The organism is Amycolatopsis sp. NBC_00345, from assembly GCF_036116635.1.
Taxonomy (GTDB): Bacteria; Actinomycetota; Actinomycetes; order Mycobacteriales; family Pseudonocardiaceae; genus Amycolatopsis.
Map to the genome: position 1 here is coordinate 10,478,893 of NZ_CP107995.1, position 22,239 is coordinate 10,501,131.

At 72.8% G+C, this 22,239-nt stretch carries 20 protein-coding genes; 7 read left to right on the top strand and 13 right to left on the bottom strand.

Annotated features, from left to right (window positions below):
• Positions 1 to 69 precede the first annotated feature (69 nt).
• Complete coding sequence (locus OG943_RS47965; RefSeq protein ID WP_328607519.1) at positions 70 to 753, bottom strand: M15 family metallopeptidase; 684 nt, start codon at positions 751 to 753, stop codon at positions 70 to 72.
• 373 nt (positions 754 to 1,126) lie between these two features.
• Here OG943_RS47965 and OG943_RS47970 point away from each other — a divergent pair, with 373 nt between their 5' ends.
• The gene (locus OG943_RS47970) at positions 1,127 to 1,966 is read left to right on the top strand and encodes a S1 family peptidase (RefSeq protein ID WP_328607520.1); all 840 of its coding nucleotides are present in this window, start codon (positions 1,127 to 1,129) and stop codon (positions 1,964 to 1,966) included.
• A gap of 33 nt (positions 1,967 to 1,999) precedes the next feature.
• Complete coding sequence (locus OG943_RS47975; RefSeq protein WP_328607521.1) at positions 2,000 to 2,443, top strand: GNAT family N-acetyltransferase; 444 nt, start codon at positions 2,000 to 2,002, stop codon at positions 2,441 to 2,443.
• 31 nt (positions 2,444 to 2,474) lie between these two features.
• Here OG943_RS47975 and OG943_RS47980 read toward each other — a convergent pair whose 3' ends face one another.
• The 3 genes from OG943_RS47980 to OG943_RS47990 all read right to left on the bottom strand — a co-directional run bounded on the left by OG943_RS47980 (position 2,475) and on the right by OG943_RS47990 (position 6,568).
• On the bottom strand, positions 2,475 to 3,650 hold the full coding sequence (locus OG943_RS47980) for an 8-amino-7-oxononanoate synthase (protein ID WP_328607522.1): 1,176 nt from the start codon (positions 3,648 to 3,650) through the stop codon (positions 2,475 to 2,477).
• 103 nt (positions 3,651 to 3,753) lie between these two features.
• Positions 3,754 to 5,289 carry a DEAD/DEAH box helicase gene (locus tag OG943_RS47985; protein ID WP_328607523.1) on the bottom strand — a complete coding sequence of 512 codons (1,536 nt, stop codon included), beginning with the start codon at positions 5,287 to 5,289 and terminating at the stop codon, positions 3,754 to 3,756.
• A gap of 328 nt (positions 5,290 to 5,617) precedes the next feature.
• On the bottom strand, positions 5,618 to 6,568 hold the full coding sequence (locus tag OG943_RS47990) for a serine protein kinase RIO (RefSeq protein WP_328607524.1): 951 nt from the start codon (positions 6,566 to 6,568) through the stop codon (positions 5,618 to 5,620).
• A 211-nt stretch (positions 6,569 to 6,779) separates the two neighbouring features.
• Between OG943_RS47990 and OG943_RS47995 the strand changes: the two genes are divergently transcribed.
• On the top strand, positions 6,780 to 8,309 hold the full coding sequence (locus OG943_RS47995; protein ID WP_328607525.1) for a phytoene desaturase family protein: 1,530 nt from the start codon (positions 6,780 to 6,782) through the stop codon (positions 8,307 to 8,309).
• A gap of 83 nt (positions 8,310 to 8,392) precedes the next feature.
• Positions 8,393 to 9,541 (top strand): NAD(P)/FAD-dependent oxidoreductase, encoded by a 1,149-nt coding sequence (locus tag OG943_RS48000; protein WP_328607526.1) that lies wholly within the window; start codon positions 8,393 to 8,395, stop codon positions 9,539 to 9,541.
• A gap of 42 nt (positions 9,542 to 9,583) precedes the next feature.
• On the opposite strand, the gene yaaA is transcribed toward OG943_RS48000, so the two are convergent.
• Positions 9,584 to 10,327, bottom strand: a complete 744-nt coding sequence (gene yaaA / locus OG943_RS48005; protein WP_328607527.1) for a peroxide stress protein YaaA — start codon at positions 10,325 to 10,327, stop codon at positions 9,584 to 9,586.
• A 67-nt stretch (positions 10,328 to 10,394) separates the two neighbouring features.
• On the opposite strand from yaaA, the gene OG943_RS48010 reads away from it, so the two are divergent.
• Positions 10,395 to 11,354, top strand: a complete 960-nt coding sequence (locus tag OG943_RS48010) for a GNAT family N-acetyltransferase (protein ID WP_328607528.1) — start codon at positions 10,395 to 10,397, stop codon at positions 11,352 to 11,354.
• On the opposite strand, the gene OG943_RS48015 is transcribed toward OG943_RS48010, so the two are convergent.
• Complete coding sequence (locus OG943_RS48015) at positions 11,347 to 12,255, bottom strand: 2-hydroxyacid dehydrogenase (protein WP_328607529.1); 909 nt, start codon at positions 12,253 to 12,255, stop codon at positions 11,347 to 11,349. The two genes, OG943_RS48010 and OG943_RS48015, sit on opposite strands and share 8 nt — an antisense overlap.
• A gap of 735 nt (positions 12,256 to 12,990) precedes the next feature.
• The gene (locus tag OG943_RS48020) at positions 12,991 to 13,347 is read right to left on the bottom strand and encodes a VOC family protein (RefSeq protein WP_328607530.1); all 357 of its coding nucleotides are present in this window, start codon (positions 13,345 to 13,347) and stop codon (positions 12,991 to 12,993) included.
• 124 nt (positions 13,348 to 13,471) lie between these two features.
• Here OG943_RS48020 and OG943_RS48025 point away from each other — a divergent pair, with 124 nt between their 5' ends.
• Positions 13,472 to 15,220: a proline--tRNA ligase gene (locus tag OG943_RS48025; protein WP_328607531.1), complete on the top strand. Its 1,749-nt coding sequence runs from the start codon at positions 13,472 to 13,474 to the stop codon at positions 15,218 to 15,220.
• Between the two features lie 13 nt (positions 15,221 to 15,233).
• Positions 15,234 to 16,268: a hypothetical protein gene (locus OG943_RS48030; protein WP_328607532.1), complete on the top strand. Its 1,035-nt coding sequence runs from the start codon at positions 15,234 to 15,236 to the stop codon at positions 16,266 to 16,268.
• On the opposite strand, the gene OG943_RS48035 is transcribed toward OG943_RS48030, so the two are convergent.
• From OG943_RS48035 to OG943_RS48060, 6 genes are all read right to left on the bottom strand, one after another.
• The gene (locus tag OG943_RS48035) at positions 16,214 to 18,418 is read right to left on the bottom strand and encodes a bifunctional lysylphosphatidylglycerol flippase/synthetase MprF (protein WP_442874673.1); all 2,205 of its coding nucleotides are present in this window, start codon (positions 18,416 to 18,418) and stop codon (positions 16,214 to 16,216) included. The genes OG943_RS48030 and OG943_RS48035 overlap by 55 nt on opposite strands.
• A 331-nt stretch (positions 18,419 to 18,749) precedes the next feature.
• Positions 18,750 to 19,454: an HAD family hydrolase gene (locus OG943_RS48040; RefSeq protein ID WP_328607533.1), complete on the bottom strand. Its 705-nt coding sequence runs from the start codon at positions 19,452 to 19,454 to the stop codon at positions 18,750 to 18,752.
• A gap of 42 nt (positions 19,455 to 19,496) precedes the next feature.
• Positions 19,497 to 19,907, bottom strand: a complete 411-nt coding sequence (locus tag OG943_RS48045) for a secondary thiamine-phosphate synthase enzyme YjbQ (protein WP_328607534.1) — start codon at positions 19,905 to 19,907, stop codon at positions 19,497 to 19,499.
• Positions 19,908 to 19,928: 21 nt separating this feature from the next.
• Positions 19,929 to 20,573 (bottom strand): response regulator transcription factor, encoded by a 645-nt coding sequence (locus OG943_RS48050; RefSeq protein WP_328607535.1) that lies wholly within the window; start codon positions 20,571 to 20,573, stop codon positions 19,929 to 19,931.
• Positions 20,574 to 20,604: 31 nt separating this feature from the next.
• Complete coding sequence (locus tag OG943_RS48055; RefSeq protein ID WP_328607536.1) at positions 20,605 to 21,870, bottom strand: sensor histidine kinase; 1,266 nt, start codon at positions 21,868 to 21,870, stop codon at positions 20,605 to 20,607.
• Positions 21,871 to 22,008: 138 nt separating this feature from the next.
• Positions 22,009 to 22,236 (bottom strand): hypothetical protein, encoded by a 228-nt coding sequence (locus OG943_RS48060; RefSeq protein WP_328607537.1) that lies wholly within the window; start codon positions 22,234 to 22,236, stop codon positions 22,009 to 22,011.
• Between the last annotated feature and the right edge of the window lie 3 nt (positions 22,237 to 22,239).

Below are 22,239 nucleotides of genomic sequence, written 5' to 3' on the forward strand. Positions count from 1 at the left end.
CGGTCAGGCGGGCGCTTCCCACCCTAGCCAACCGGTTCGCCCGACCGGGTGTTCCCGCGGCGGCGTGCGTCACTGCCCGGTGGCGGTGAAGTGCATCCGGTCCGTCGGCGAGGTCCAGGCGCCGCCCCAGCTCCAGCCCACCGCGGCGAAGTCGCGCACCACGTCGCCGCCCGCGAGCGCCATGCCCGGCCGGACCCGCGAACGGTCGACGTACGCCGAAGCCAGCTCCGGCAGCACCAGGTCGCCCTTGGTGTACGGGTTGCAGAACGGGTTCACGTCCACGGCCAGCCCGTACGCGTGCGCGGACCAGTTCGTCTGCCCGCGCACCGGGCGGCAGACGAACGCGCTGGTGTCGTTGCCGTCGCCGGTGGGCGGCGCGTCCAGCTCGGCCGGCGCGGTCACGCGCATCTCCTCGATCGGGAAGCGGGCGGCGAAAAGCTGTCCGAACGCCTGCACCATCGCCTGCGCGCCGGTGCGGTTCACCAGCAGCTCGCCGGTGTGCGCGTGGTTGTCGAAGCCCCAGAAGGACACCGTGACGTAGCTGAGGCCGGACGCTTCGACCGGGCAGGCGGGCTGCCAGGTGCTGCGGGCGAGGACGTCCGCGGGCACGGCGCTGACTTGCGACACGAACGCGTTCCCGGCCGGCGGCGGCAGGAAATCGCGCGTCGGCAGGGACCGGTTCACCAGTTCGGGTGGGGTCGGGAGGACCTCGCCGAAGTCGTCCGCGCGCCGGGGGAGCGGGTGGGCACCCACCTGCCAGGTGACGGCGGGGGCGCTCGTGGGCGCCGGAGATGTCGGAGATGCCGGGGTTGTCACGCTTCGTGACGGGGGAACCGGGCTCGCCGACTGCGTGGGCACGGTGAAGGTCGTACAACCGACCAGCAGGAACGTCATCAGCACGCCTGCCGCCGCCATCGCTGTCCGTCGCATGCGACCAGCTAAACAAACGCGCTCGGTGAGCACGCAGTCCACCCGTTCCAGTGACACCATTTCGGGCCTGCTCCGTTTAGGGTAACCGGGGTCGTCCGTTCACGCGCCGGAGTCGAATCGTCACAGGTGATCGACTCCCGGGCGCGCGGACCGGCTCTCGAACCCGCGCTGCTGTCCGATCGTGAAGGGGAACCCCATGCCCGCCAAGTATCGCCGTCCCCTGCTGATCGTGGCGGGTGCGCTGCTCGTGACCGCGGCGGCGGTGCCGATCGCGGTCGGCTCGGCCTCGGCGCAGGACGAGCCCGCCGGCCCGCCGTCCGGGACCTCCTCGGGGGCCCAGCCGCGGATCGTCGGCGGCGACGAGGCCTCGCTGTCCGACTACCCGTACGCGGTGTACCTCGCCGACTCCGACGGCAACCAGTACTGCGGCGCGGTGATCGTCAGCTCCTCGGCGGTCGCGACGGCGGCGCACTGCGTGAAGGCCGTCGCGCAGTCCGACACGCGTGTGGTCGCGGGACGGCAGACCAAGGACACCGACGACGGCATGGTGCTCACCGTGTCGAAGACGTGGGTGGCCCCGGGCTTCACCGACCCGACCAAGGGCGACGACATCGCGGTGCTGACCGTGCGCGGCCAGTTGCCGTACCGCCCGGCGAAGGTCGCGGACGCGGGTGACCGCGCCTCCTACGACACCGGTACAAAGGCCACCGTGGTCGGCTGGGGCCGGCTGTCCGACGGCGGCGCCCGGTCCAACACCCTGCGCAGCGTCGTCGTCCCGCTGGTCAGCGACTCCGACTGCAAAACGGCCTACAGCACCTACGACCCGGCGAGCATGGTCTGCGCGGGTTACCCGGACGGCGGCAAGGACGCCTGCCAGGGCGACTCCGGCGGCCCGCTGGTGGTCGGCGACACCCTGATCGGCGTCGTCTCCTTCGGCGACGGCTGCGCCAAGAAGGGCAAGCCTGGTGTGTACACGCGGGTGTCGGCGTTCTCGGACGACATCGCCCAGCAGTCCCAGGGCCGCATCCTCGGCTGACCTTTCTTTGGACTGTGCTGGTATGCAGGACCGGTGAGCACTCTCCACTCGGCCGCCGGTCCCGACCTGACTGCCGCCCAGCTGTACGCCATCCTCCGCCTGCGCTGCGACGTGTTCGTGGTCGAGCAGGAATGCGCGTACCCCGAGGTCGACGGCCGTGACCTGGTGCCGGGCACCCGGCACCTGTGGATCTCCGACGGCTCCGACAGCGTCGACGCGTACCTGCGGGTCCTCGCCGAGCCCGGCGGCGCCGGCCGGATCGGCCGGGTGGTGACGGCGAAGTCCGCCCGCGGCCGTGGCCTGGCGGGAGAGCTGATGGCCGCCGCGCTCGACGGCGCTCCCGGCGAGTTCGTGCTGGACGCCCAAACCTACGCCCAAGGCCTGTACGCCCGCTTCGGTTTCGTGGCCGACGGCGAGGAATTCCTCGACGACGGCATTCCGCACATCACCATGCGCCGCCCCGCCGAAGTCCGGTAAAGCGCCGGATTTCCGTGCGGTGGCGGGAAAATCAGGCCGTGGCGCCGTGCGGGGCCGAGGCCGTGATCACCTTCACCGCGCGGTCGACGTCGGCCTCCGTGAGGTCGGCGCGGGCGGTCAGGCGCAGCCGCGAGATGCCGTCCGGCACCGACGGCGGGCGGAAGCAGCCGACGCGGATTCCGTGCTCCGCACAGGATTCCGCCCACGCGACGGCGGCTTCGGCCGACGGCGCCTGCACCGAGATCACGGCGGCGTCCGGCAGGCTCACGCGCAGGCCCGCGGCCTTGAGCTGCATCGCGATGTTCCCGGAGTTCTCCACGACCTTGGCCGGCAGGTCCGGCTCCGACTTCAGCACGCCCAGCGCCGAAAGCGCGGCCGCGGCGCTGGCCGGGGCGAGGGCGGTGTCGAAGATGAAGCTGCGCGCGGTGTCCACGAGGTGCTTGATCACCCGCCGGGGGCCGATGACGGCGCCGCCCTGGGCGCCGAGGGCCTTCGAAAGCGTCACTGTCGTCACGACGTCCGGGGCGCTGGACAGCCCGGCCGCGTGCACCGCGCCGCGGCCGCCTTCGCCGAGGACGCCGAAGCCGTGGGCGTCGTCCACCAGCAGGGCCGCGCCGTTCTCGCGGCAGATGCCGGCGAGCTCACCGAGCGGGGCGAGGTCGCCGTCCACCGAGAAGACCGAGTCCGTGATCACCAGCGCGCGTGGCTTGCGGCGCGTGGACAGCGCGTGCTGGATGGCCGACGGCGTGCCGTGCGCGACGGCCGCGACGTCGGCCCGCGAGAGCCGGCAGCCTTCGATCAGCGACGCGTGGATGTACTTGTCCGTGACGATCGCGGACTCGGCGCCGGACAGCGCCGTCACCGCGCCGAGGTTGGCGGCGAAGCCCGAGGAGAACACCAAAGCCGCCTGCGCGCCGCAGAACCGCGCGAGTTCCAGCTCCAGCTCGGTGTGCAGCTCCAGTGAGCCGGTGACGAGCCGGGAACCGGTGGAGCCGGAGCCCCAGCGCAGCGCGGCCGCCGCGGCGGCCCCCGCGACCCGCTTGTCGCGGGCCAGGCCGAGGTAGTCGTTGCCCGCCAGGTCGAGTTCGTCCGGCTGCGCCGGCCGGGGCCGCAGCCGCCGCACCAGCCCCGCGGCCGCCCGCTTCTCCGCCTCGGTGTCGAGCCAGTCGAAGACGTTCTCGGGCGGCAGCTGGGGGGTGTCGTTCACGTCCCGCAGTCTCCCACCCGCGCCCGGTCGGCAGGTGTGCACCCCGTCACGGGAAAAGCCCCGCCCGGCGGGTGCCGGACGGGGCTTCTCCCGTGACGGGAACTCAGCTGTCGTAGCTGCGACGCGGGCCGCGGCCCGGACGCTGCGGACGACCCGCGCCGGTGCCGGTGCCGGTGCGGCTGCGGCCGGCGTAACCGGGACGGCCGCCTTCGCGGGAGCCCTGGCCGTAGCCGCCGCCACGGCTCTCGCCGTAGCTGCGGTCGCCACGCTCGCGACCGCCGCCGTAGCCGCGGCCACTGCCGCTGCCACGGCGCGGGGACTCACGACGACGCTCGATGACCGGCTCGCCGCTCGGCGCCTGGGCGCCGGTGATGCGAGACAGCTCGTCGTCGCCCGGGCGGACCATCGTGGTCTCGGCGCGCACGCCGGCCCGATCGGTCATCCGGCGGACGGTGCGACGCTGGTCGTGCGTCACCAGTGTGACCACGATGCCGGACGCCCCGGCGCGCGCGGTGCGGCCCGCGCGGTGCAGGTAGTCCTTGTGGTCGGCGGCCGGGTCGACGTGCAGCACCAGCGAGATGTTGTCCACGTGGATACCGCGCGCGGCGACGTCGGTGGCGACCAGCACCGGGGTGTGGCCTTCCTTGAAGTCGGCGAGCACGCGGTTGCGCTGGCCCTGCGTCTTGCCGCCGTGCAGCGCCGCGGCCTGCACACCCTGCTCGCGCAGCCGCTCGGTGAGGCGGTCGACGTGGTGCTTGGTGCGCACGAACATGATCGTGCGGCCCTCGCGGGCACCGATCTGCGTGATGATGTCCTGCTTGTCCTGGTGCGACACCTGGAGCACGTGGTGGTCCATGGTGTCGACGCTCGCGGTGGACGGCGCCACCGAGTGCGTCACCGGGTCGGTCAGGTACTGCTTGACCAGCCTGTTGACGTCACCGTCGAGCGTCGCCGAGAACAGCAGCCGCTGCCCGCCCTGCGGGGTGAGGTCGAGGATCTCCCTGACCTGCGGCATGAAGCCCATGTCGGCCATCTGGTCGGCCTCGTCGAGGGCGATGAAGTTGCAGTCGCCCAGCGACGCGGTGCCCTGCCGGACGTGGTCCGAAAGGCGGCCGGGGGTCGCGATGAGCAGGTCGACGCCACGGGAAAGCGCGTCGGCCTGGCGGGTGAAGGCCATGCCGCCGACGGCCGTGCGGCACCACAGGCCGAGCGACTTGGCCAGCGGGGTCAGCGAGTCCGCCACCTGCATGGCGAGCTCACGGGTGGGCACGAGCACCAGCGCGCGGGGGCGCTTGGGCCGGGCCCGGCCGCCGTTGAGCCGGGCCAGCATGGCCAGGCCGAACGCCAGCGTCTTGCCCGAACCGGTCTGCGCGCGGCCCAGCACGTCGCGGCCCGCGAGCGCGTCCGGGATGGTGGCGGACTGGATCGGGAACGGCGAGTTGATGCCCGCCTCGGCCAACGCGCGCAGCAGCTCCTCGGGGAGCCCCAGCTGGGCGAAGGTCTTGGTGGCCACTGTCTCGACGGCGTCGTCGCGCAGCATGCCCTCGCCGCCACCAGCCGGGCGCTGCCGCGGCTTGCGGTCGGGACGGCCCGCGTGGGCGGACGTCGATGAGTGACCGGAGTTGAACGTGACTGTCACAAATGCCTCTCGGACGTGGTACGTCGCAAGGGAGGCCCGGGCTGCCCGCGCGCAGGCAGGGCAAGATGGTGTGCGGTGGGCTTTCACAGGGACGGACCCGGCACGCCATGTCGTGACCGACATCGAGCGCCGATGGATAGTGCTTCGGATTCACCGCGAGCCCGTATGTGAGCTTTGGAGGCGACGGACACCAACTCATCCACGCCGCCGGTTGCGGTCTGTACATACTGTACCGGAGCCGGGGCTTCGACTTCGCACCCAGGCCCACGGTTGTGGGCGGCGTCTCGGGGGTGTCCTGCGCCACAGCCCCCGCGACGCCGCCCCGCGGTCAGCCGAGGCCGGCCGCGAAGATCAGCTCTTCGACCAGATCCTCGGCCGCGATGACGTGTTCCGGCAGGCCACGGGCCTGGAACCAGCCGGCCAGGTTACGCACGTCGCGGGCCAGGAACTCGCGCCCGCCGGGGTTCGCGACGAGGTCCACCACCTGGGGCAGGTCGATCACCATCAGGTGGCCCTCGTGCACCAGCAGGTTGTACGCCGAGAGGTCACCGTGTGCGACGCCCTGGCCGGCCAGCAGCTCCAGCGCCGCGGTCGCCTGGGCCCAGAGGTCGGCCAGCTCGTCCGGCCCCGGGCGGAGCTGGGCGAGCCGGGGCGCCGCCGGGCCGTCGGCGTCGCCGAGGAATTCGAGCAACAGCTCGGTGCCGTTTCGCTGCACCGGGTACGGCACCGGCGCGCCGACCGTCCACAATCGACTCAACGCGGCGAACTCGGCCACCGCCCACTGCTCCGCGATCAGGTTGCGGCCGAACGAGCTGCGGTTGGACATCGCGCGCATCTCGCGGGAGCGGCGCATCCGCCTGCCCTCGAGGTACCCGGCGTCACGGTGGAACAGCTTGTGCTCGTCGCTGCGGAACCGCTTGGCGGCGAGCAGCACGCCGTCCGTGCCCGGCAGGCCGCGCCGCAGCAGGTGGACGTCGGCCTCCTTGCCGGTCTTGAGCACGCCGAGTTCGGTGTCGACCGCGCCGAGGCCGGTGACCACCCAGTCCGGCGTCGGGTGCGGGCCGCGCTCGGCGTCGTCCCAGGTGGTCCAGCGATCGGCGCCGTCCGGCAGCTCGGTCTCGGTGTAGGCGTCGTCGCGCAGCCGGGTGAGGCGGACGCGCTCGCCCTCGGTGAGCCGGCCGCGGCGGGCCGGCGCGGGCTCGTGGTCGGACCGGCGGCCGCGGCGGGCCGGGCGGTCGTCGAAGGAGTCGGAAAAGTCTTCGAAATCGTGCTGACGCACTGGTGGGTTCTCCTCGATCAGGGTGCCCCACCGGGCGAGCGCGAAGCTCTAGCCGCGAGGGGCGGGCGGAAGTGGGCAGGACTGCGCCCGGAAGTTCTCCACAACGCACCTCCTCGCCCTCGGCTCCGCCGGCTCCCTGGCCGGTCCCGCGCAGTCTGCCGGGGCGCGCGGGACTCGCGCAATCGAATTACCGGGCCCTAGCCTTCGGACCATGGATTACGACGCGGTGATCGTGGGCGGCGGGCACAACGGCCTGGTGGCGGCCGCTTATCTGGCGCGGGCGGGCCGGTCGGTCCTCGTGCTGGAGCGGCGGGACGAGACGGGCGGCGCGGCGGTGTCGTTCCGCGCCTTCGACGGGGTCGACGTGCGGCTGTCCCGGTACTCCTACCTGGTCAGCCTGCTGCCCCGGAAGATCGTCGCGGACCTGGGGCTCGACATCGTGCTGCGGCGGCGCCGGATGTCGTCCTACACCCCGTCCGGCACCACGGGTCTCCTTGTCGACACGGGTGACGAGGAGCGCACGGCCGCGGCCTTCCGCGCCGTCACGGGGTCCACAAAGGACTACGACGCCTGGCGCCGGTTCTATGCGCTGGCCGGGAAGGTCGCGGCGCGGACGTTCGACACGCTCACCTCGCCGTTGCCCAGCCGGGACGAGCTGCGGGCGCGGATCGGCGACGACGAGGCGTGGTCCATGTTCTTCGAACGGCCGATCGGGGAGACGCTCACCGGGCTGTTCGACGACGACACCGTGCGCGGCGTTGTCCTCACCGACGCGCTGATCGGCACCTTCGCCCCCGCGGCCGCTGAAGACCTGCGGCAGAACCGCTGCCTGCTGTATCACCTGATCGGCAACGGCAGGGGCGACTGGGACGTCCCGGTCGGCGGGATGGGCGCGGTCACGGGCGCGCTGGCGGACGCCGCGCGGCAGGCCGGCGCCACGCTCGTCACCGGCGCTGAGGTGCAGTCGGTGACGCCTGACGGTTCAGTGCGCTACACGCTGGAGGGCGCGTCACGGGTCGTCTCGGCCGGGCACGTGCTGGCGAACGTCGCGCCGCGCACGCTCGCGCGGCTGCTCGGTGAAGTCGGTGAGGAGCCGGAAGAGGCGCCGGAGGGCGCGCAGCTGAAGGTCAACATGGTGCTCTCGCGGCTGCCCCGGCTGCGTGACGCGAGCGTCGACCCGCGCGACGCGTTCGGCGGCACGTTCCACGTCAACGAGACGTTCTCGCAGCTGGAGACCGCGTACGCCGAGGCGGCCGCCGGGCGGATCCCGGCGCTGCCGCCGTGCGAGATCTACTGCCACTCGCTCACCGACCCGTCGATCCTCGGCCCGGCGGAGCGCGCGGCGGGCGTCCAGACGCTCACGCTCTTCGGGCTGCACATGCCGGCGCGGCTGTTCGAGGCGGACAACGACGCGGCGCGGGCCGAAGCACTGCGCGCGACGCTGGCGTCCCTGAACAGCGTGCTGGCTGAGCCGATCGAGGACTGCCTGCTGCGGGATCGGGCCGGGCGCCCGTGCGTCGAGGCGAAGACGCCGCTGGACCTGGAGGCGGAGCTGGGGCTGCCGCGCGGGCACATCTTCCATCGCGACCTGTCGTGGCCGTTTTCGGACTTGGCCGCCGGGACCTGGGGCGTCGAGACGGCGCACCCGCGGGTGCTGCTGTGCGGCGCGGGCGCAGTCCGGGGCGGCGGGGTGAGCGGGATCCCCGGCCACAACGCGGCGATGGCGGTGCTGGGCGGCTGAGTCCGGGCTGGTGGCGCGGGCGTTGGCTGGGCCGTGCCGGGCACGGCTCGACGGCGCGGTGCGGAGCGGGCACTGTGGTGACCATGCGCGTGATCGTGATCGGCAGTGGGATCGGTGGAGCGGCGGCGGCGTACCACCTCGCCGCGCGGGGTGCGGACGCCGTGGTGGTGGACGCGCCCCGGCCGGGCGTCGCCACGGAGGCGGGCGCCGGGATCGTCAGCCCGTGGACCTCGGGCTGGGACAACAAGGTCTACCCGCTGGCGGCGGCCGCGGGGGCGTACTACCCGGAGCTGGCGGCGGCGCTGGCGGAGGAGGGCCAGGACACGTCGTACGAGGTCGTCGGCGGCATGGTGGTGTCGGCGTCGGAGACCGAGCTGGACGAGGCGGAGGCGCGGCTGCTCGCGCGCGTCGCGGACGCCCCCGGCGCGGGCCAGGTCAGCCGCCTCGACCCGGCCCAGGCGCGCGCGCTGTTCCCGCCGCTCGCCCCGGACCTCGCCGCCGTCCACCTCTCCGGCGCGGGCCGCGTGGACGGCCGCCGGATCCGCCGGGCCCTGATCGCCGCCGCGAAACGGCGCGGCGCCCGTTTCGTGCGGGCAGTGGCCTCCTTGCTGCCGAACGTTTCCGCCGCTGGGCCGGACACGCGTGACGAGCTGGTCGCCCGTAATGGCCAGTGGCGAGTGACCGCCGGTGGTGAGGAACTGGTCGCCGACGCGGTGGTGCTCTCGGCAGGGGCGTGGTCGGCCGCGGTGGCCGAGCCGTTGGGGGTTGTCGTTCCGGTGGCGCCGCAGCGGGGGCAGATCACCCACTTCGACCTGCCGGGCACGGACACGGCCGCGTGGCCGGTCGTGCTGCCGCGGTCGAGCCACTACCTGCTGTCGTTCCCGGACGGCCACGTCGTCGCCGGGGCGACGCGCGAGACCGGCTCCGGCTTCGACCACCGCGTGACGGCGGCCGGGCAGCGCGAGGTGCTCGACCACGCCCTCGCCGTGGCGCCGGGCCTCGCCGACGGCACACTCGCCGAGACCCGCATCGGCTTCCGCCCCGCGACGCCCGACACGCTGCCGCTGCTCGGCGCCGTCGACGGCCACCCCGGCCTGTGGCTCGCGACCGGCTTCGGCCCGGCCGGGCTCACCCTCGCGCCGTACGCCGGAAAGCTGATGGCCGACCTGGTACTCGGCGGCGACGTCCCGGCGGACCTGCTCGCGCCGTGCTCGCCAGCCCGGTTCGGCTGACCACAGCCGGTTGGCTGGAGTCTTGAGGCGGGCGTCGGACCGTCAGCCGGTGAGGAGTTCCAGGCTGTGGTCGCCGGTGCGCTCGACGGTCAGGCCCGCCTTGGCGATCACCTTCACCAGCTGGTCCACAGTGGACGGATCGGCACGGGTGGTGGCCAGTACCGCGGCCAGCCGGCCCTTGTAGGCCTTGTTGAAGTGGCTCACCGTGGTGCGGTTGCCGTGGGCGTCCTCCGTCACCACGCGGACGGTCACCGCGTCCGGGCGCAGCCGCGCGAACGCCGCGTAGGTGCCCGAGCGCAGGTCCACCACGAGGCCGTCGATGCCCTGCAGCACCGGCTCCAGCACGGGTTTCCACAGCCCGCGCACGGTGCCCAGCGCGGGCACGGAGTTGCCGCCGGAAAGCCGGTACGCGGGAATCGGGTCGGTCGCGGAGACCACGCCGAACAGCGCCGACGTCACGGCGAGGCGGCGGTGCGCCTTTTCCAGGCCCGCGCGGGTGAAGCTCTTCATGTCGAGCGCGTCGTAGAGCACGCCGGTGTAGCGGCGTAGCGCAGGCAGCGTCGGGGAGGTCCAGAGCTGCGCGTTGCGCGTGACCTCGTCGCGCTGGCGTTCGGAGATGCCGAGGGTGGCCAGGCTGGCGGGGACGTCGCGGGCCAGCTCGACGAGCGCGTCCGCGAGCTTGGCCCGTACGGGGTTCAGCTCGGGGAAGGACAGCGCACCGTGGTCGAGCGGCGGGCCGCCGCCGCCGTCGGCTTTGGTCTCGGAAGGGGGGAGCAGCACCAGCACGGAAACCAGCGTAGCCGCGGCGTAATCCGGGTGCGGCGGCCGCTTCCCCCGGCTTACGCTGCCCGGCATGGATCTCACCTGGCGGCCGCTGAAGCTCGAGGACTCGGAGCAGCTCGCGGTCCTGTTCGCCGCTGCCCAGGACGTCGACTGCACCGGCGAGCACTACAGCGTCGAAGACCTGCGCGAGGAACTCGACGCGCCGAACATCGACCTGCCGACCGGCTCGGTCGGCGCGTGGGCGGCGGACCGGCTGGTGAGCTACGCCGCGGTCGGCCGCCGCGACCTCGCCGACCCGGTGGACATGCCGCGCGTCGAGACGCTGACGCACCCGGACTTCCGCACTCGCGAGGTCGCGGATCACCTCATGACCTGGTTGCTCGACGCGGGCAAGCGCGTGCACGAGCAGTTCTTCCCGCAGGCGCCGCTGGAACTGCACGCGACCGTGCACGAGAACGAGCATTGGTATGCCGGGGCGCTCACCCGCGCGGGCTACCGGCGCGCTCGCACCTTCGTCGAGATGCGCGCCGACCTCGCCGAGCTGCCGTCGATGAAGCCGCTTCCGGAGGGCTACGAGGTGGTGGGCTTCGAGGACAGTTACAACGACCTCACCCGCGAAGCGCGCAACGAGGTCTTCGCCGACCACTGGGGCAGCGCACTACTGTCGCCCGAAGCCTGGCGACACCGGATCACGGGTTCGAAGGACTTCCAGGCCGACCTGTCGTACTTGGTCCTCACTCCGTCTCGCGACCGAGTGCTGGCGTTCGTCCTGAGCGCCTTCATCGCTTCCGAAGCCGCGGCCACGGGCGTGCGCGAGCTGTACGTGGAGTACGTCGGTACGCGCGCCGAGCTGCGGGGGCTGGGCATCGCGTCGGCGTTGCTGGGCCACACCCTGGTGCAGGCGCGTGCGAAGGGTTTCGAGAAGTCGGCTCTTTCGGTGGACACGACCAACTCCGCGCTCGGCGTCTACGAACGGTGCGGCTACCGGGTCGCCGACACCCGCTTCGGGTACGTGTTGCCGGTCAGTTGACCAGGTTGAGCATCGGCGCGCCGGTGGCGAAGCGGCGGAGCTGGTCGGCCACCAGTCGCTTGGCGCGGGGGTAGAACGAGGCCGAGCCGCCAGCGACGTGGGGGGTGAGGATCACGCCGGGGACCGTCCACAGTGGATGGTCGGAGGGCAGCGGCTCGGGGTCGACCACGTCGAGGGCCGCGCGCAGGCGGCCGGCGGCGGTCTCAGCGAGCAGGGCGCCGGTGTCGATCGCGGTGCCGCGGCCGACGTTGACCACCAGCGCGCCGTCCGGCAGCGCGGCGAGCTCGGGCGCGCCGATCAGGCCGCGGGTGGCCGGGGTGTCGGGCAGGATCAGTACGACGATGTCGGCGGAGGGCAGCAGCGCGGGCAGCTCCGCGATGCCGCGCACGTCCTCGTCGGGCCGAGCCCGGCTCGCGACGCGCGTGACCACGGCCTCGGCCGCGACCAGCTGCCGCTCGATCGCATGGCCGATCGAGCCGTACCCGACCAGCAGCACACGGCTGTCGGCGAGCGAACGCGTGTGCTCCCGCGCCCACGTGCCCGTCGCCTGCTGCGCGAACCACCGCGGCAGGTCCCGCTGCGCCGCATGGACCAGCGCCAACGTGTGCTCGGCGACGCTCAGGTCGTGCAGCCCGCGCCCGTTCGCCAGCCGGACGCCCTCGGGCAGCAACGGCAGCAACGTCTCGACCCCCGCCGACAACGACTGCACCACCCGCAACGCCGGCAACCGCCCGATCAGCTTCGCCGGCTCCGCACCGCTGTCGTACGGGAGCACGTAGAACTCGACCCCGCTCAGGTCCTCCCCGTCCTCCCCAGACAGCGGCCCGCCCCGATACCAGGCGGCGGCGAGCCCTTCGGGCAGCTCGATGTCGGTCCAGGGCAGCAGCACACGCGGGGTCACGCTCCCCACGCTAATTGCGCGACGGTCTCGGCTCTGTTGGGGGTGGGGGAGTGGGTGCTTCGGCCGCCTGGGCGCGGGCAGCGCGGGCTGCGGCAACGCACGCTCCGGCACGCATGCCCCCGCAAGGCGGGCCTCGGCGGTGCGGGCCTCGGCAACGCAGGTCTGGTCAACGTACGCTCCAGCAACGCAGGCTTCGCGGCGCGGGCGTCAAGCAACGCATGCCCCGGCAGCGCAGGCGTCTAGCAACGCGCGTCGGCAACGCAGGCCTCGGCAATGCAGGCTTTTAGCAGCGCCGGTCGGCGGTGCGGGCGTCGGCAATACCCGCGCGCCAGCAGCCAGCGAGCGTCAGCGCTGGGCGGGTGACCTCGTCTCCGCGTCGGCTGCGCGAGCCTCGGCTTGTGAACCCGGTCAGCCGCTGACTTTGCAGCCGGTCACAGCCATCGCGATGGCTGCCGCCCGTCGCAGCCGACTGCAGCCGCAGCTCGTCACCGCCGCAGCCTCGCGGCCTCGCCGTCGCGCCCGCGGCACAACCGCTGCCGCTCACCAACTCCGCAGCTCGCAGCTCGCCGCTACGGCCGAAGCTCACCACCGCTCCCGCAGCACGCTCCCGCAGCTCGTCGCTCTCGCGGCCCGCCGCCGCAGCTCGCAGCCACGGCTGAAGCTCACCGCCGCTCCCGCGGCACACCGCCGCCGCTCACCAGCACTGCCGCACCCGTCACCTCACCTCACTTCACCTCAATGGGCCCCAGCCCCCGCCACGCAGAACTCGTTCCCCTCCGGATCCGCCAGCACCGTCCACGCCACCCCAGGCTGGCTGTGCCGGGCCTGCTCGGCCGCGCCGAGCGACACCAGGCGTTTCACCTCAGCCTCAGGATCGGGAGCCCCGAAGTCCACGTGCACCCGGTTCTTCCCCGCCCGTGGTTCCGGTACCTGCTGGAACGCCATCGCGGGCCCACCGCCCTCGGGGCGCGCGAGTATGACGAACGGCCCGTAATCGGCCTCGACCGTGACGCCCAGTGCCGCCGTCCAGAACTCGGCGAGACCCTGGGGGTTCGCGCAGTCGATCGTGATCATGCCCAGCTCGAGTGCCATGCCCGCGACGCTAGCGGCCACCACCGACAAAACCGGGGGCCGCGGATAACCCGTTGGAGGGAGACGGCGGGGGTTGACTACGCTGTGCCAAACGTCTAGGCCCGCTCAGCGCAGGGAGTTCGCAGTGATCACCAGGATGTCGTCGTTGTTCCTCCGCACCCTGCGTGAGGACCCGGCGGACGCCGAGGTACCCAGCCACCGGCTGCTGGTACGCGCCGGCTACGTCCGCCGGGTCGCCCCGGGTGGTTACACGTGGCTGCCGCTGGGGCTGCGCGTGCTGCGCCGCATCGAGCACGTGGTGCGCGAAGAGATGAACCAGATGGGCGCGCAGGAGATCCAGTTCCCCGCGCTGCTGCCGAAGGAGCCCTACGAGGCCACCGGCCGCTGGACCGAGTACGGCGACAACCTGTTCCGCCTCAAGGACCGCAAGGGCGCCGACTACCTGCTCGGCCCCACGCACGAGGAGCTGTTCGCGCTCACGGTGAAGGGCGAGTTCAACTCCTACAAGGATTATCCCGTCACGCTGTACCAGATCCAGACCAAGTACCGCGACGAGGCGCGCCCCCGCGCCGGGATCCTGCGCGGCCGTGAGTTCGTCATGAAGGACTCCTACTCCTTCGACCTCGACGACGCCGGGCTGGAGCGCTCCTACCAGGCGCACCGCGACGTCTACACCCGGCTGTTCGACCGCCTCGGCCTCGAGTACGTCATCGTGGCGGCCACGTCGGGCGCCATGGGCGGCTCGGCGTCGGAGGAGTTCCTCGCCGTCGCCGAGACGGGGGAGGACACCTACGTCCGCAGCACGGAATCCGGCTACGCGGCCAACGTCGAGGCCGTCGTCACGCCCGCGCCCCCCGCGAAGCCGATCGAGGGCCTGCCCGCCGCGCAGGTGCACCACACGCCGAACACGCCGACCATCGAGTCGCTCGTGGCGTTCTTCAACGCCGCCGGGCTCGGGCGCGAGTTCACCGCCGCGGACACGCTGAAGAACGTCATGCTCAAGACGCGCCAGCCCGGCGCGAAGGAGTGGGAGCTGCTCGGCGTGGGCCTGCCGGGCGACCGCGAGGTGGACATGAAGCGCCTCGAAGCGTCGCTGGAGCCCGCCGAGGTCGAGCTGCTCGAAGAGGCGGACTTCAAGAAGAACCCGTTCCTCACCAAGGGATACATCGGGCCGAAGTCGCTCAAGGAGAACGGCGTCCGCTACCTCGTCGACCCCCGCGTGGTCGAGGGGACGGCCTGGCTGACCGGCGCCGACCAGGCCGACCACCACGTCCTCGACCTGGTGATGGGCCGCGACTTCACGGCCGACGGCACGATCGAGGCCGCCGAGGTCCGCGAGGGCGACGCGTCGCCCGACGGCCAGGGCACCCTGGTCGCCGCGCGCGGCATCGAGATCGGCCACATCTTCCAGCTGGGCCGCAAGTACACCGACACCTTCAGCCTCGACGCGCTCGGCCCCGACTCCAAGCCGATCCGCATCACGATGGGCTCGTACGGGCTGGGCGTCTCGCGCCTCGTCGCAGTGCTCGCCGAGCAGAACTTCGACAAGGACGGCCTGGTCTGGCCGCGCGAGGTGTCGCCGTTCGACGTGCACGTGGTCATCGCGGGCAAGGACGAGACCATCGCGGCCGGCGCGGAGAAGCTGGCCGCCGACCTCGACTCGGCCGGGATCGAGGTGCTGCTCGACGACCGCAAGTCCTCGCCGGGCGTGAAGTTCGCCGACGCGGAGCTGGTCGGCGTGCCGACCATCCTCGTGGTCGGGCGCGGCCTGGCCAACGGACTGGTCGAGGTCAAGGACCGCCGCACCGGCGAGCGCGAAGAGATCGCAGTCGACTCGGTGGTGGACCACCTGGTCAAGCTCGTCCGCTCCTGACGGGACCCCGCCGGTGGCTCTGTTCGGCCGTAACCGCAAGCGCCGGGACGGCGGCTACCAGGACAACGCGGCCCTGACCGGCTTCGGCGGCTACGAGCCGTCGGACGCGCCGGCGACCGGGTACACCGGGATCACGCGGGAAAGCAGTGTCGCCGAGCCGGTGAGCGGCGCGGACTTCGGGTCCGTGCCGCCGCCGGTTTCGCCCGGCACCGAACCCGTTACCAAGGCCGGGCCGCAGCGGATCCGCCCGCCCGCAAAGCCGGGCCGCAAACGCCGGGGCTCGCGGGTGGTGTGGGCGGTGATCGTGGTGCTCGGGATGGGCGCCGCCGGCGGGCTGAACGTGTTCGGGACCGGGAGACACCACTCCCCGACGACGCCGTCGACGAGCCGTCCACCGGTCAGCTCCGCACCCGAGCCGCGGGTGGTCGTCCCTGCCGTGGTGCCCGGGTGGCAGTCGGTGGCGAGCCGCGACGGTTCGTACGCCTATGACGTGCCGCCGAGCTGGACGCCGGAACCCGGCACGGTGCACGGCTGGGACAAGACCGCCACCGCGCCCGGAATCACGCTCAGCACCAGCGCCTTCGTGGGCGAAGGTTTCTGTCCCGGCGCCAGCGACAGCCGCCGCGGCGGCGCCGGGGTGACGACGGAGCCGACCGGTGACGCGGACCAGGCCGTCCGCAAGGCAGTGGACGACCTGGCCGTGAGCGCGTACGGCCCCGGATCCGGCCGGACGCCGGGACCGGGCGAGGACACCACCGTCCAGCTCGGCAAGGTGCAGCGGCCGGCGCGGCTGGTTTTCGCCGACGTCGTGCCGAACGACGCTGCCCCGAACAACACCGATCCGAACAACACTGCGCCGTGCGCCTCGAAGCACGTCTTGGTGGGCGCGATCGCCTTCTCCGGCCAGACCGCGTCCGCCGTGCTGGTGGCCTACGCCGACCAGGACGCGCCGGGCGCCGCCTCCCGCGACGACCTGACGCGCCTCCTGCGCAGCTACCGCGGCGTGCCGGCTTCCGACCGGTCCACCTCGACGCCGGCCACCCGCTGACGTTTGAGGGCGAGCTTCGCGAAGTCCTTCAGCCCGGCGTTCGGCAGGTAGGCGCGGCCGAGCGCGATACCGATCCGAGGCAGGTCCGCCTCGTCGCGGAACGCGAGGTACATCGGCTCGTGCCGGGGCTGGAACTTCGCCTTGAACGCGTGCAGCGAACGGAATCCGTAGTACGGCTCCATCTTCTCGCCCAGCGCGTCGAGCACCCGCTCCACCGCGCGCGCCGGGCCGGTGTCGCGGCTGCGGGCCAGCGGCGCGCCCGAAAGCGACACGAACCGCGCCCCCTCCTCGCGGAAGGCGAGGCAGGCCGAGGCGATCAGGAACTCCATCACCGGGCGGAAACCGCAGGCGCGGCGGCGCATCACGTCGAGCGTCCAGCCGCCGACCGTGCCGGCGCCGGTGTGCACCGGCAGCCACGACGTGACGCCGTGCACGGTGCCGTCGGCGCCGATCGCCAGCCCGACCCGGGTGGCCGGGTCCATCGCCTGGTCCAGCCCGCCGAGCGTGAACCCCATCTCCGGCATGCCCTTGTCGCCGATCCACTCCTCCGACAGCGCGCGCACCTGCGCGCGGATGGCGCGCGGCTGTTCGGCCAGGCGCACCAGCCGGAACTCGATGCCGTCCTTGCCCGCCTTGTTGAGCGCCGAGCGCACGTCCTGCCATGCCTTGCCGCGGAATTCCAGGTGCTCCAGGTCGACCAGGGTGTCCTCGGCGACCTGCACGTGCTGCCAGCCCAGCTCACGGGTGACGGCCACGGTGGTCGCCGTCGCGGAGAACACACACGGCACGAGGCCGGTGTTCTCGCACATCTCGGTGAACTCCGTGACGGCCCGGGCGGCTGAGCCGTCCGGCGCGACCGGGTCGCCGAGCGCGACCGCGACGCCGGCGTGACGCTGGTAGGCGAGGTAGGAACTGCCGTCGGAGGCGACGAAGTAGGCGTTCTGCGGCCAGGTGGTCATCCACGAGATGGTGCTGCCGCCGTTGCGCCCCAGCAGCATCCGCGCGAACGCCGGGTCCGGGCCGCCGCGGCCGAGCTTGCGGCAGCGGCGCCGTGAAGGCGCGCGGAACGCGCCGCGCGCGGCGATCAGCAGCATCAGCTCGACTGTCCAGAAGAGATTGTCCACGAAGAACAGTGAGAGGCCGTGGGCGTCGTAGCCCGTGCGCATCAGCCGCCCCATGGCGACCACACCGCCGACGATGAGCACCTGCGATATCGCGAACAGACACAGCGCCACGGTCCAGCGCCACGCCGTGCGGCTGCCGCGGCGCAGGCCGTTCAGCATCGGCACCACGAGCGCGCACAGGATCAGGATCTCCACCGGCGACAGGGAAACCGCGTCGGACGGGCCGAACGGGCCTTCGCCGGGCACCAGCCACATCACCACCTCGGCGCCGGTGAGCAGCAACAGCCCGGCGCACGCCATCAGGCGCAGCTCGCGCTGTCCCGGCCGGCCCGCCTCCTTGATCCGCGCGGCTCCGACGAGCCGGTGGCCGAGCGGCAGGGCGATCAAGAGCGCGAAGAAGTGCACGAGGTCGGCGAGCGTCCCGACGTACACGATGGCAATGCACGCGTACACGCACAGGCCGGCGCGAAGCCGGAGCCGCCACGGCGGGCGCAACGCGGCACTGGCCACGGCGATGGCCGCCAGCGTGCCGCCGGAGAAGCCGACGTCGAGGGTGCCCCCGATGCGCCCCGCCCAGGCCCAGCCGGAATTGCGGCACAGCTCGAGGAACTGGATCGCGGCGATCGTGGACACCAGCTGCCCGCCCACGGTCACGGCGATCGCGCGACGTGTGCCGAGCTGCCACTCCGCGAAGCCCGCCAGCAGCGCGAAAGTCCCCACCATCGGCAGGTAGAACAACGGCCTCAGCGCGAAGAACGGCCCGGTGGCCAGCGTCCACCAGCGCCCGTGCTGCATCGAGGGCAGGCCGTAGGCGTAGTAGTGGAAGCCCGCCTGGTGCTCGGCCGCGTGCCACAGGGTCCCGGTCGCGATCGCCACGACGAGCATGGCGAGCACAACCGTGGTCGTGAACGGAAGCCGGTGCCAGAGCACAGCGAGCCGGCCGCGCGGCGGCTCCTCTGCCGCCCGTCCGCGTCCCCCCGTGCCGGCACCGTCGGCGGTCCCCGCCGCCGGCGCTGCTGTTGTCATGTACCGAGTCTGGCCTGCCGACCTAAAGCGAACATCCCTCGTCGGGCGGACTTCTCCCCCTAAGGGAGTGCTACCCCAGGGGGACGCAACCCTGACCTAAGGGGGGATGCGGACTCAGGGTCACCGCGGTGAGCAGGGCGGATCCGAGGATGAGAGCGTTGCCGCGTCGGCGAAGGGCAGCGCCGGGCGAGAACAGGGGTTGACGCGCACCACGGCCCACGATCACCCGTACGGGTAACCGGCGCCGCATTGCCCGCGAAGGTACCCGAAAGACCGGATCACGGGGAATTCCCCGTCACCACAGCGGATTCGGGATCAAACGGAGGCCGGCTCAGCCGAGTACCGCCTTGCGCACCGAGTCCAGATCGCTCAGATCGGCCAGCACCGTATGGGCGCCGGCGGCCCGCAGTTCCTCCGCGCTGTAACGCCCGGTCGCGACGGCGACCGAGACGGCGCCGTTGTCGAGCGCGGCCCCGACGTCGGCCGGGGTGTCCCCGATGACCACCACGGCGTCCGGGGCGAAGGTGGCGGCGTGCTTGGCAGCCGCGGCGGAAACGGCGTGCGGCACGAGGTCCGGACGGTGCGCCGAGAGCGAGCCGTAACCGCCGATCGCCAGGTCCAGGTGCTCGTCGAGGCCGAACGCCGCGAGCTTGTGCACGGAGATCTCCGGCAGGTTGCCGGTGACGAGCGTCTGCACCACGCCGCCGTGCCCCGCCATGGCCGCCAACGCGGCCGCGGCGCCGTCGAGGGCCCGGCCACGCTCGTGCAGCGTGGCGCTCTCACGCTCGGAGATGGCGATCAGCTCGGCCCACAGCCGCTGGATCGTCTCCTCGTCCGGCTCGATCCCGTGGCTGGTCAGGAGGTCGCCGCTGATCGCGCGCTCGGTGTTGCCGCCGAAGTCCGGGTGCGCGCTCAGCTCGGTGCCCGTGGCCGCGAGGAGCGCCGCCGTGTACCAGCGGAGGCCGACGCCGCTGTAGTCCACGAGGGTGTGGTCGATGTCCCAGAGCACCAGCCGGTGCGGGTGTGTACTCGTCACGGCCGCGAGGCTACCGCGAAGAGTTTTCAACGTCTGGTGACTTCAGCCCGCGAGCAGGCTGAACCGCACCCGCCGGACCGGGTTGTCCACGTTGGTGTCCACCAGGCAGATCGACTGCCAGGTGCCCAGCAGCAGGAGCCCGCCCAGCACCGGGATGGTCGCGTACGGCGGCACCAGCGCGGGCAGCACGTGGTCACGGCCGTGGCCCGCGCTGCCGTGCCGGTGTTGCCAGCGCCCGTCGCGGGGGAGCAGGTCGTCGAGGGCGGCGAGCAGGTCGTCGTCGCTCCCGGCGCCGGTCTCCAGCACCGCGAGCCCGGCGGTGGCGTGCGGCACCCACACGTGCAGCAGGCCGTCGGTGCAGTCGGCGTCGCGCAGGAACTTCTCGGCCTCGTGGGTGAGGTTGTGCACCACGGCGGTGTTGCCGGTGTGCACCTCGATTTCGGTGGAGTACATGCCCGCCAGCGTAGGTCGCGCTCAGGAGCCCAGGTACCGGAGCACGGCGAGGACCCGCCGGTTGTCGCCCTCGGACGGCGGCAGCCCGAGCTTGCCGAAGATGCTCGTCACGTACTTCTCCACCGAGCCCGCCGAGACGAACAGGGCGCCGGCGATCGCGGAGTTCGACCGGCCCTCGGCCATCAGGCCCAGCACCTGCCGCTCACGCGCGGTCAGCTCCGCCAGCGCGCCGGAGCGGCGGGTGACGCTGAAGAGCTGGCTCACCACCTCCGGGTCCAGCACGGTTTCCCCGGCGGCCACCCGGCGCAGCGCGTCGAGGAAGTCCGAGACCTCGGCGACGCGGTCCTTCAGCAGGTAGCCGACGCCGCCGGCGCGGTCGGCCAGCAGCTGCGCCGCGTACTTCGTCTCGACGTACTGCGAGAACAGCAGGATCGCCCGCCCCGGCTGCTCGCTGCGCAGCGCGATCGCCGCGCGCAAGCCTTCGTCGGTGTGCGTCGGCGGCATCCGGATGTCCACAATGGACACGTCGGGCTCGTGTTCGAGGACGGCGGCGCGTAACGCCACGGCGTCCTTCACGGCTGCGGCGACTTCGTGCCCGCGCAGCGTGAGCAGTTCGACGAGCCCGTGGCGCAGGATGGTCGAATCCTCCGCGATGACGATCCGCACGCGTCCCCCTTTTCGCCGCCCGCGCCCGACTCTAGCGAGGCAACGGCACCGCCGCGGTGACGGTGGTGGGCCCGCCGGGCGGGCTGGCGACGGACAGTTCGCCGTCGACCGTCCGCAGCCGGTCCGCGAGCCCGGCGAGGCCGCCGCCCGGTATCACCGCCGCGCCGCCCGTGCCGGTGTCGGCGACGACCAGCCGCAGCACGCCGTCGTTTTCGGTGAGCGCCAGCCGGACCCGGGAACGTGTGTGCTTCGCGGCGTTCGTGAGCAGCTCGGCCGCGCTGAAGTAGACGATCGTCTCGACCGAGGGCGGCGGACGGCGGGGCAGGTCGACCTCGACCCGCGCGTCGATCCCGGACGTCGCGACCAAAGTGGACAGTGCCACGTCCAGGCCCGCGTCGAGCGCGGCCGGGTGGATGCCGCGGGCGAGGTCGCGCAGCTCGGTCAGCGCCTGCTTGGCGTTGGCGTGCGCGGCGGTCACCAGGTCCCGGACCTGGCCGACGTCGACCTCCTCGCCGCCCAGCTCCTCCTTCGCCAGCCCGAGCCGCATGGCGAGCGCGACCAGCTGGGCCTGCGCGCCGTCGTGGAGGTCCCGCTCGATCCGGCGCAGCCGCAGCGCCGCGTCTTCGACGGCGGTCGCGCGGCTCTCTTCCAGGTCGCGCACCCGCTCGCTGAGCCGGCGCTGGCCCAGCACGCCGGCCACGAACACGCGGTCGACCGTGGTCAGCGTGTGGATCGTCCGGGGCAGCACGGCCAGCACGGCGATCCCGGACGCCGCCCAGAGCAGCGTGCCCGCCCAGGCGCCGCTGTGGATGTCGAACATCGGCATGACCGCGCCGTCGAGGGGAAACCACAGCACGAGGTAGCTGATCGAGGCACCGGCGTACAGCGCCATCAGGCCCACCAGGAAGAGGCTGACCAGCGTCCACGGCAGCCGCAGCAGCAGGTACGCCACGGCCCGCCAGGCGATCGGGTCGCCGATCCGTGTTTTCAGCCAGCGCCACAGCCCCGGCTCCAGCGCCACCGGGCGCGGGGCGGGCACCCGCACGCCGAGCAGTGTGCCGGCCAGCCGCCGGTGCGCGGCCCCGACGGCCCGGGCGCCGTCCAGCACCGCCGCGAGCACGGCCGGTCCGACGACCAGCGGGGAGAGCGCGACGCCGGCCACCACACCGGCCAGCACGCCGACCAGCGCGACCAGGGAGAACGCGCCGGCGAACACCAGCCACGCCGTCTCGCGCGCGGTGTGGCGCAGCGGCACCGGCCGCAGCAGCCGGCGCACCGCGTGGGGACTCCTGGTCACCCGGCCGAGTCTGCCGCGCGGGACGCCGCCCGCCCATCCGGTTTTCCCTACACTCCCGAGAAGTCCGTCAAGGCCTCCTTACCCGCGTGCGACGCGGGTAAGGAGGCCTTGACGGCGTTTGCGGCGGCGGCGTCGACGTCACCGCTCGGAGTCCGGCTCCGTGGCCCGCTGGAGACGCTCCTCGTCGGCCTGCGCCTTGCCGGCCGCCTCCCGCATCTCGATCAGGTCGGTCATCCAGTCGCCGGTCTCGCGCGCGATGTCGCGCACGGCGCCGGTGATGATCGTCGCGATGGCCCCGATGTGGGTGGCCGCCGATTCCGTGAGCTCCTGCACCGTGTCCTTGCCGCTTTCGAACTGACCCACCATGAG

Excerpts from the sequence above, each read along its gene's own strand:
- OG943_RS48035 (WP_442874673.1), bottom strand. The coding sequence starts at position 18,418 with ATGACAACAGCAGCGCCGGCGGCGGGGACCGCCGACGGTGCCGGCACG.
- OG943_RS47970 (WP_328607520.1), top strand. The coding sequence starts at position 1,127 with ATGCCCGCCAAGTATCGCCGTCCCCTGCTGATCGTGGCGGGTGCGCTG.
- OG943_RS48045 (WP_328607534.1), bottom strand. The coding sequence starts at position 19,907 with ATGTACTCCACCGAAATCGAGGTGCACACCGGCAACACCGCCGTGGTG.
- OG943_RS48060 (WP_328607537.1), bottom strand. The coding sequence starts at position 22,236 with ATGGTGGGTCAGTTCGAAAGCGGCAAGGACACGGTGCAGGAGCTCACG.
- OG943_RS48020 (WP_328607530.1), bottom strand. The coding sequence starts at position 13,347 with ATGGCACTCGAGCTGGGCATGATCACGATCGACTGCGCGAACCCCCAG.
- OG943_RS48000 (WP_328607526.1), top strand. The coding sequence starts at position 8,393 with ATGCGCGTGATCGTGATCGGCAGTGGGATCGGTGGAGCGGCGGCGGCG.
- OG943_RS47995 (WP_328607525.1), top strand. The coding sequence starts at position 6,780 with ATGGATTACGACGCGGTGATCGTGGGCGGCGGGCACAACGGCCTGGTG.
- OG943_RS48010 (WP_328607528.1), top strand. The coding sequence starts at position 10,395 with ATGGATCTCACCTGGCGGCCGCTGAAGCTCGAGGACTCGGAGCAGCTC.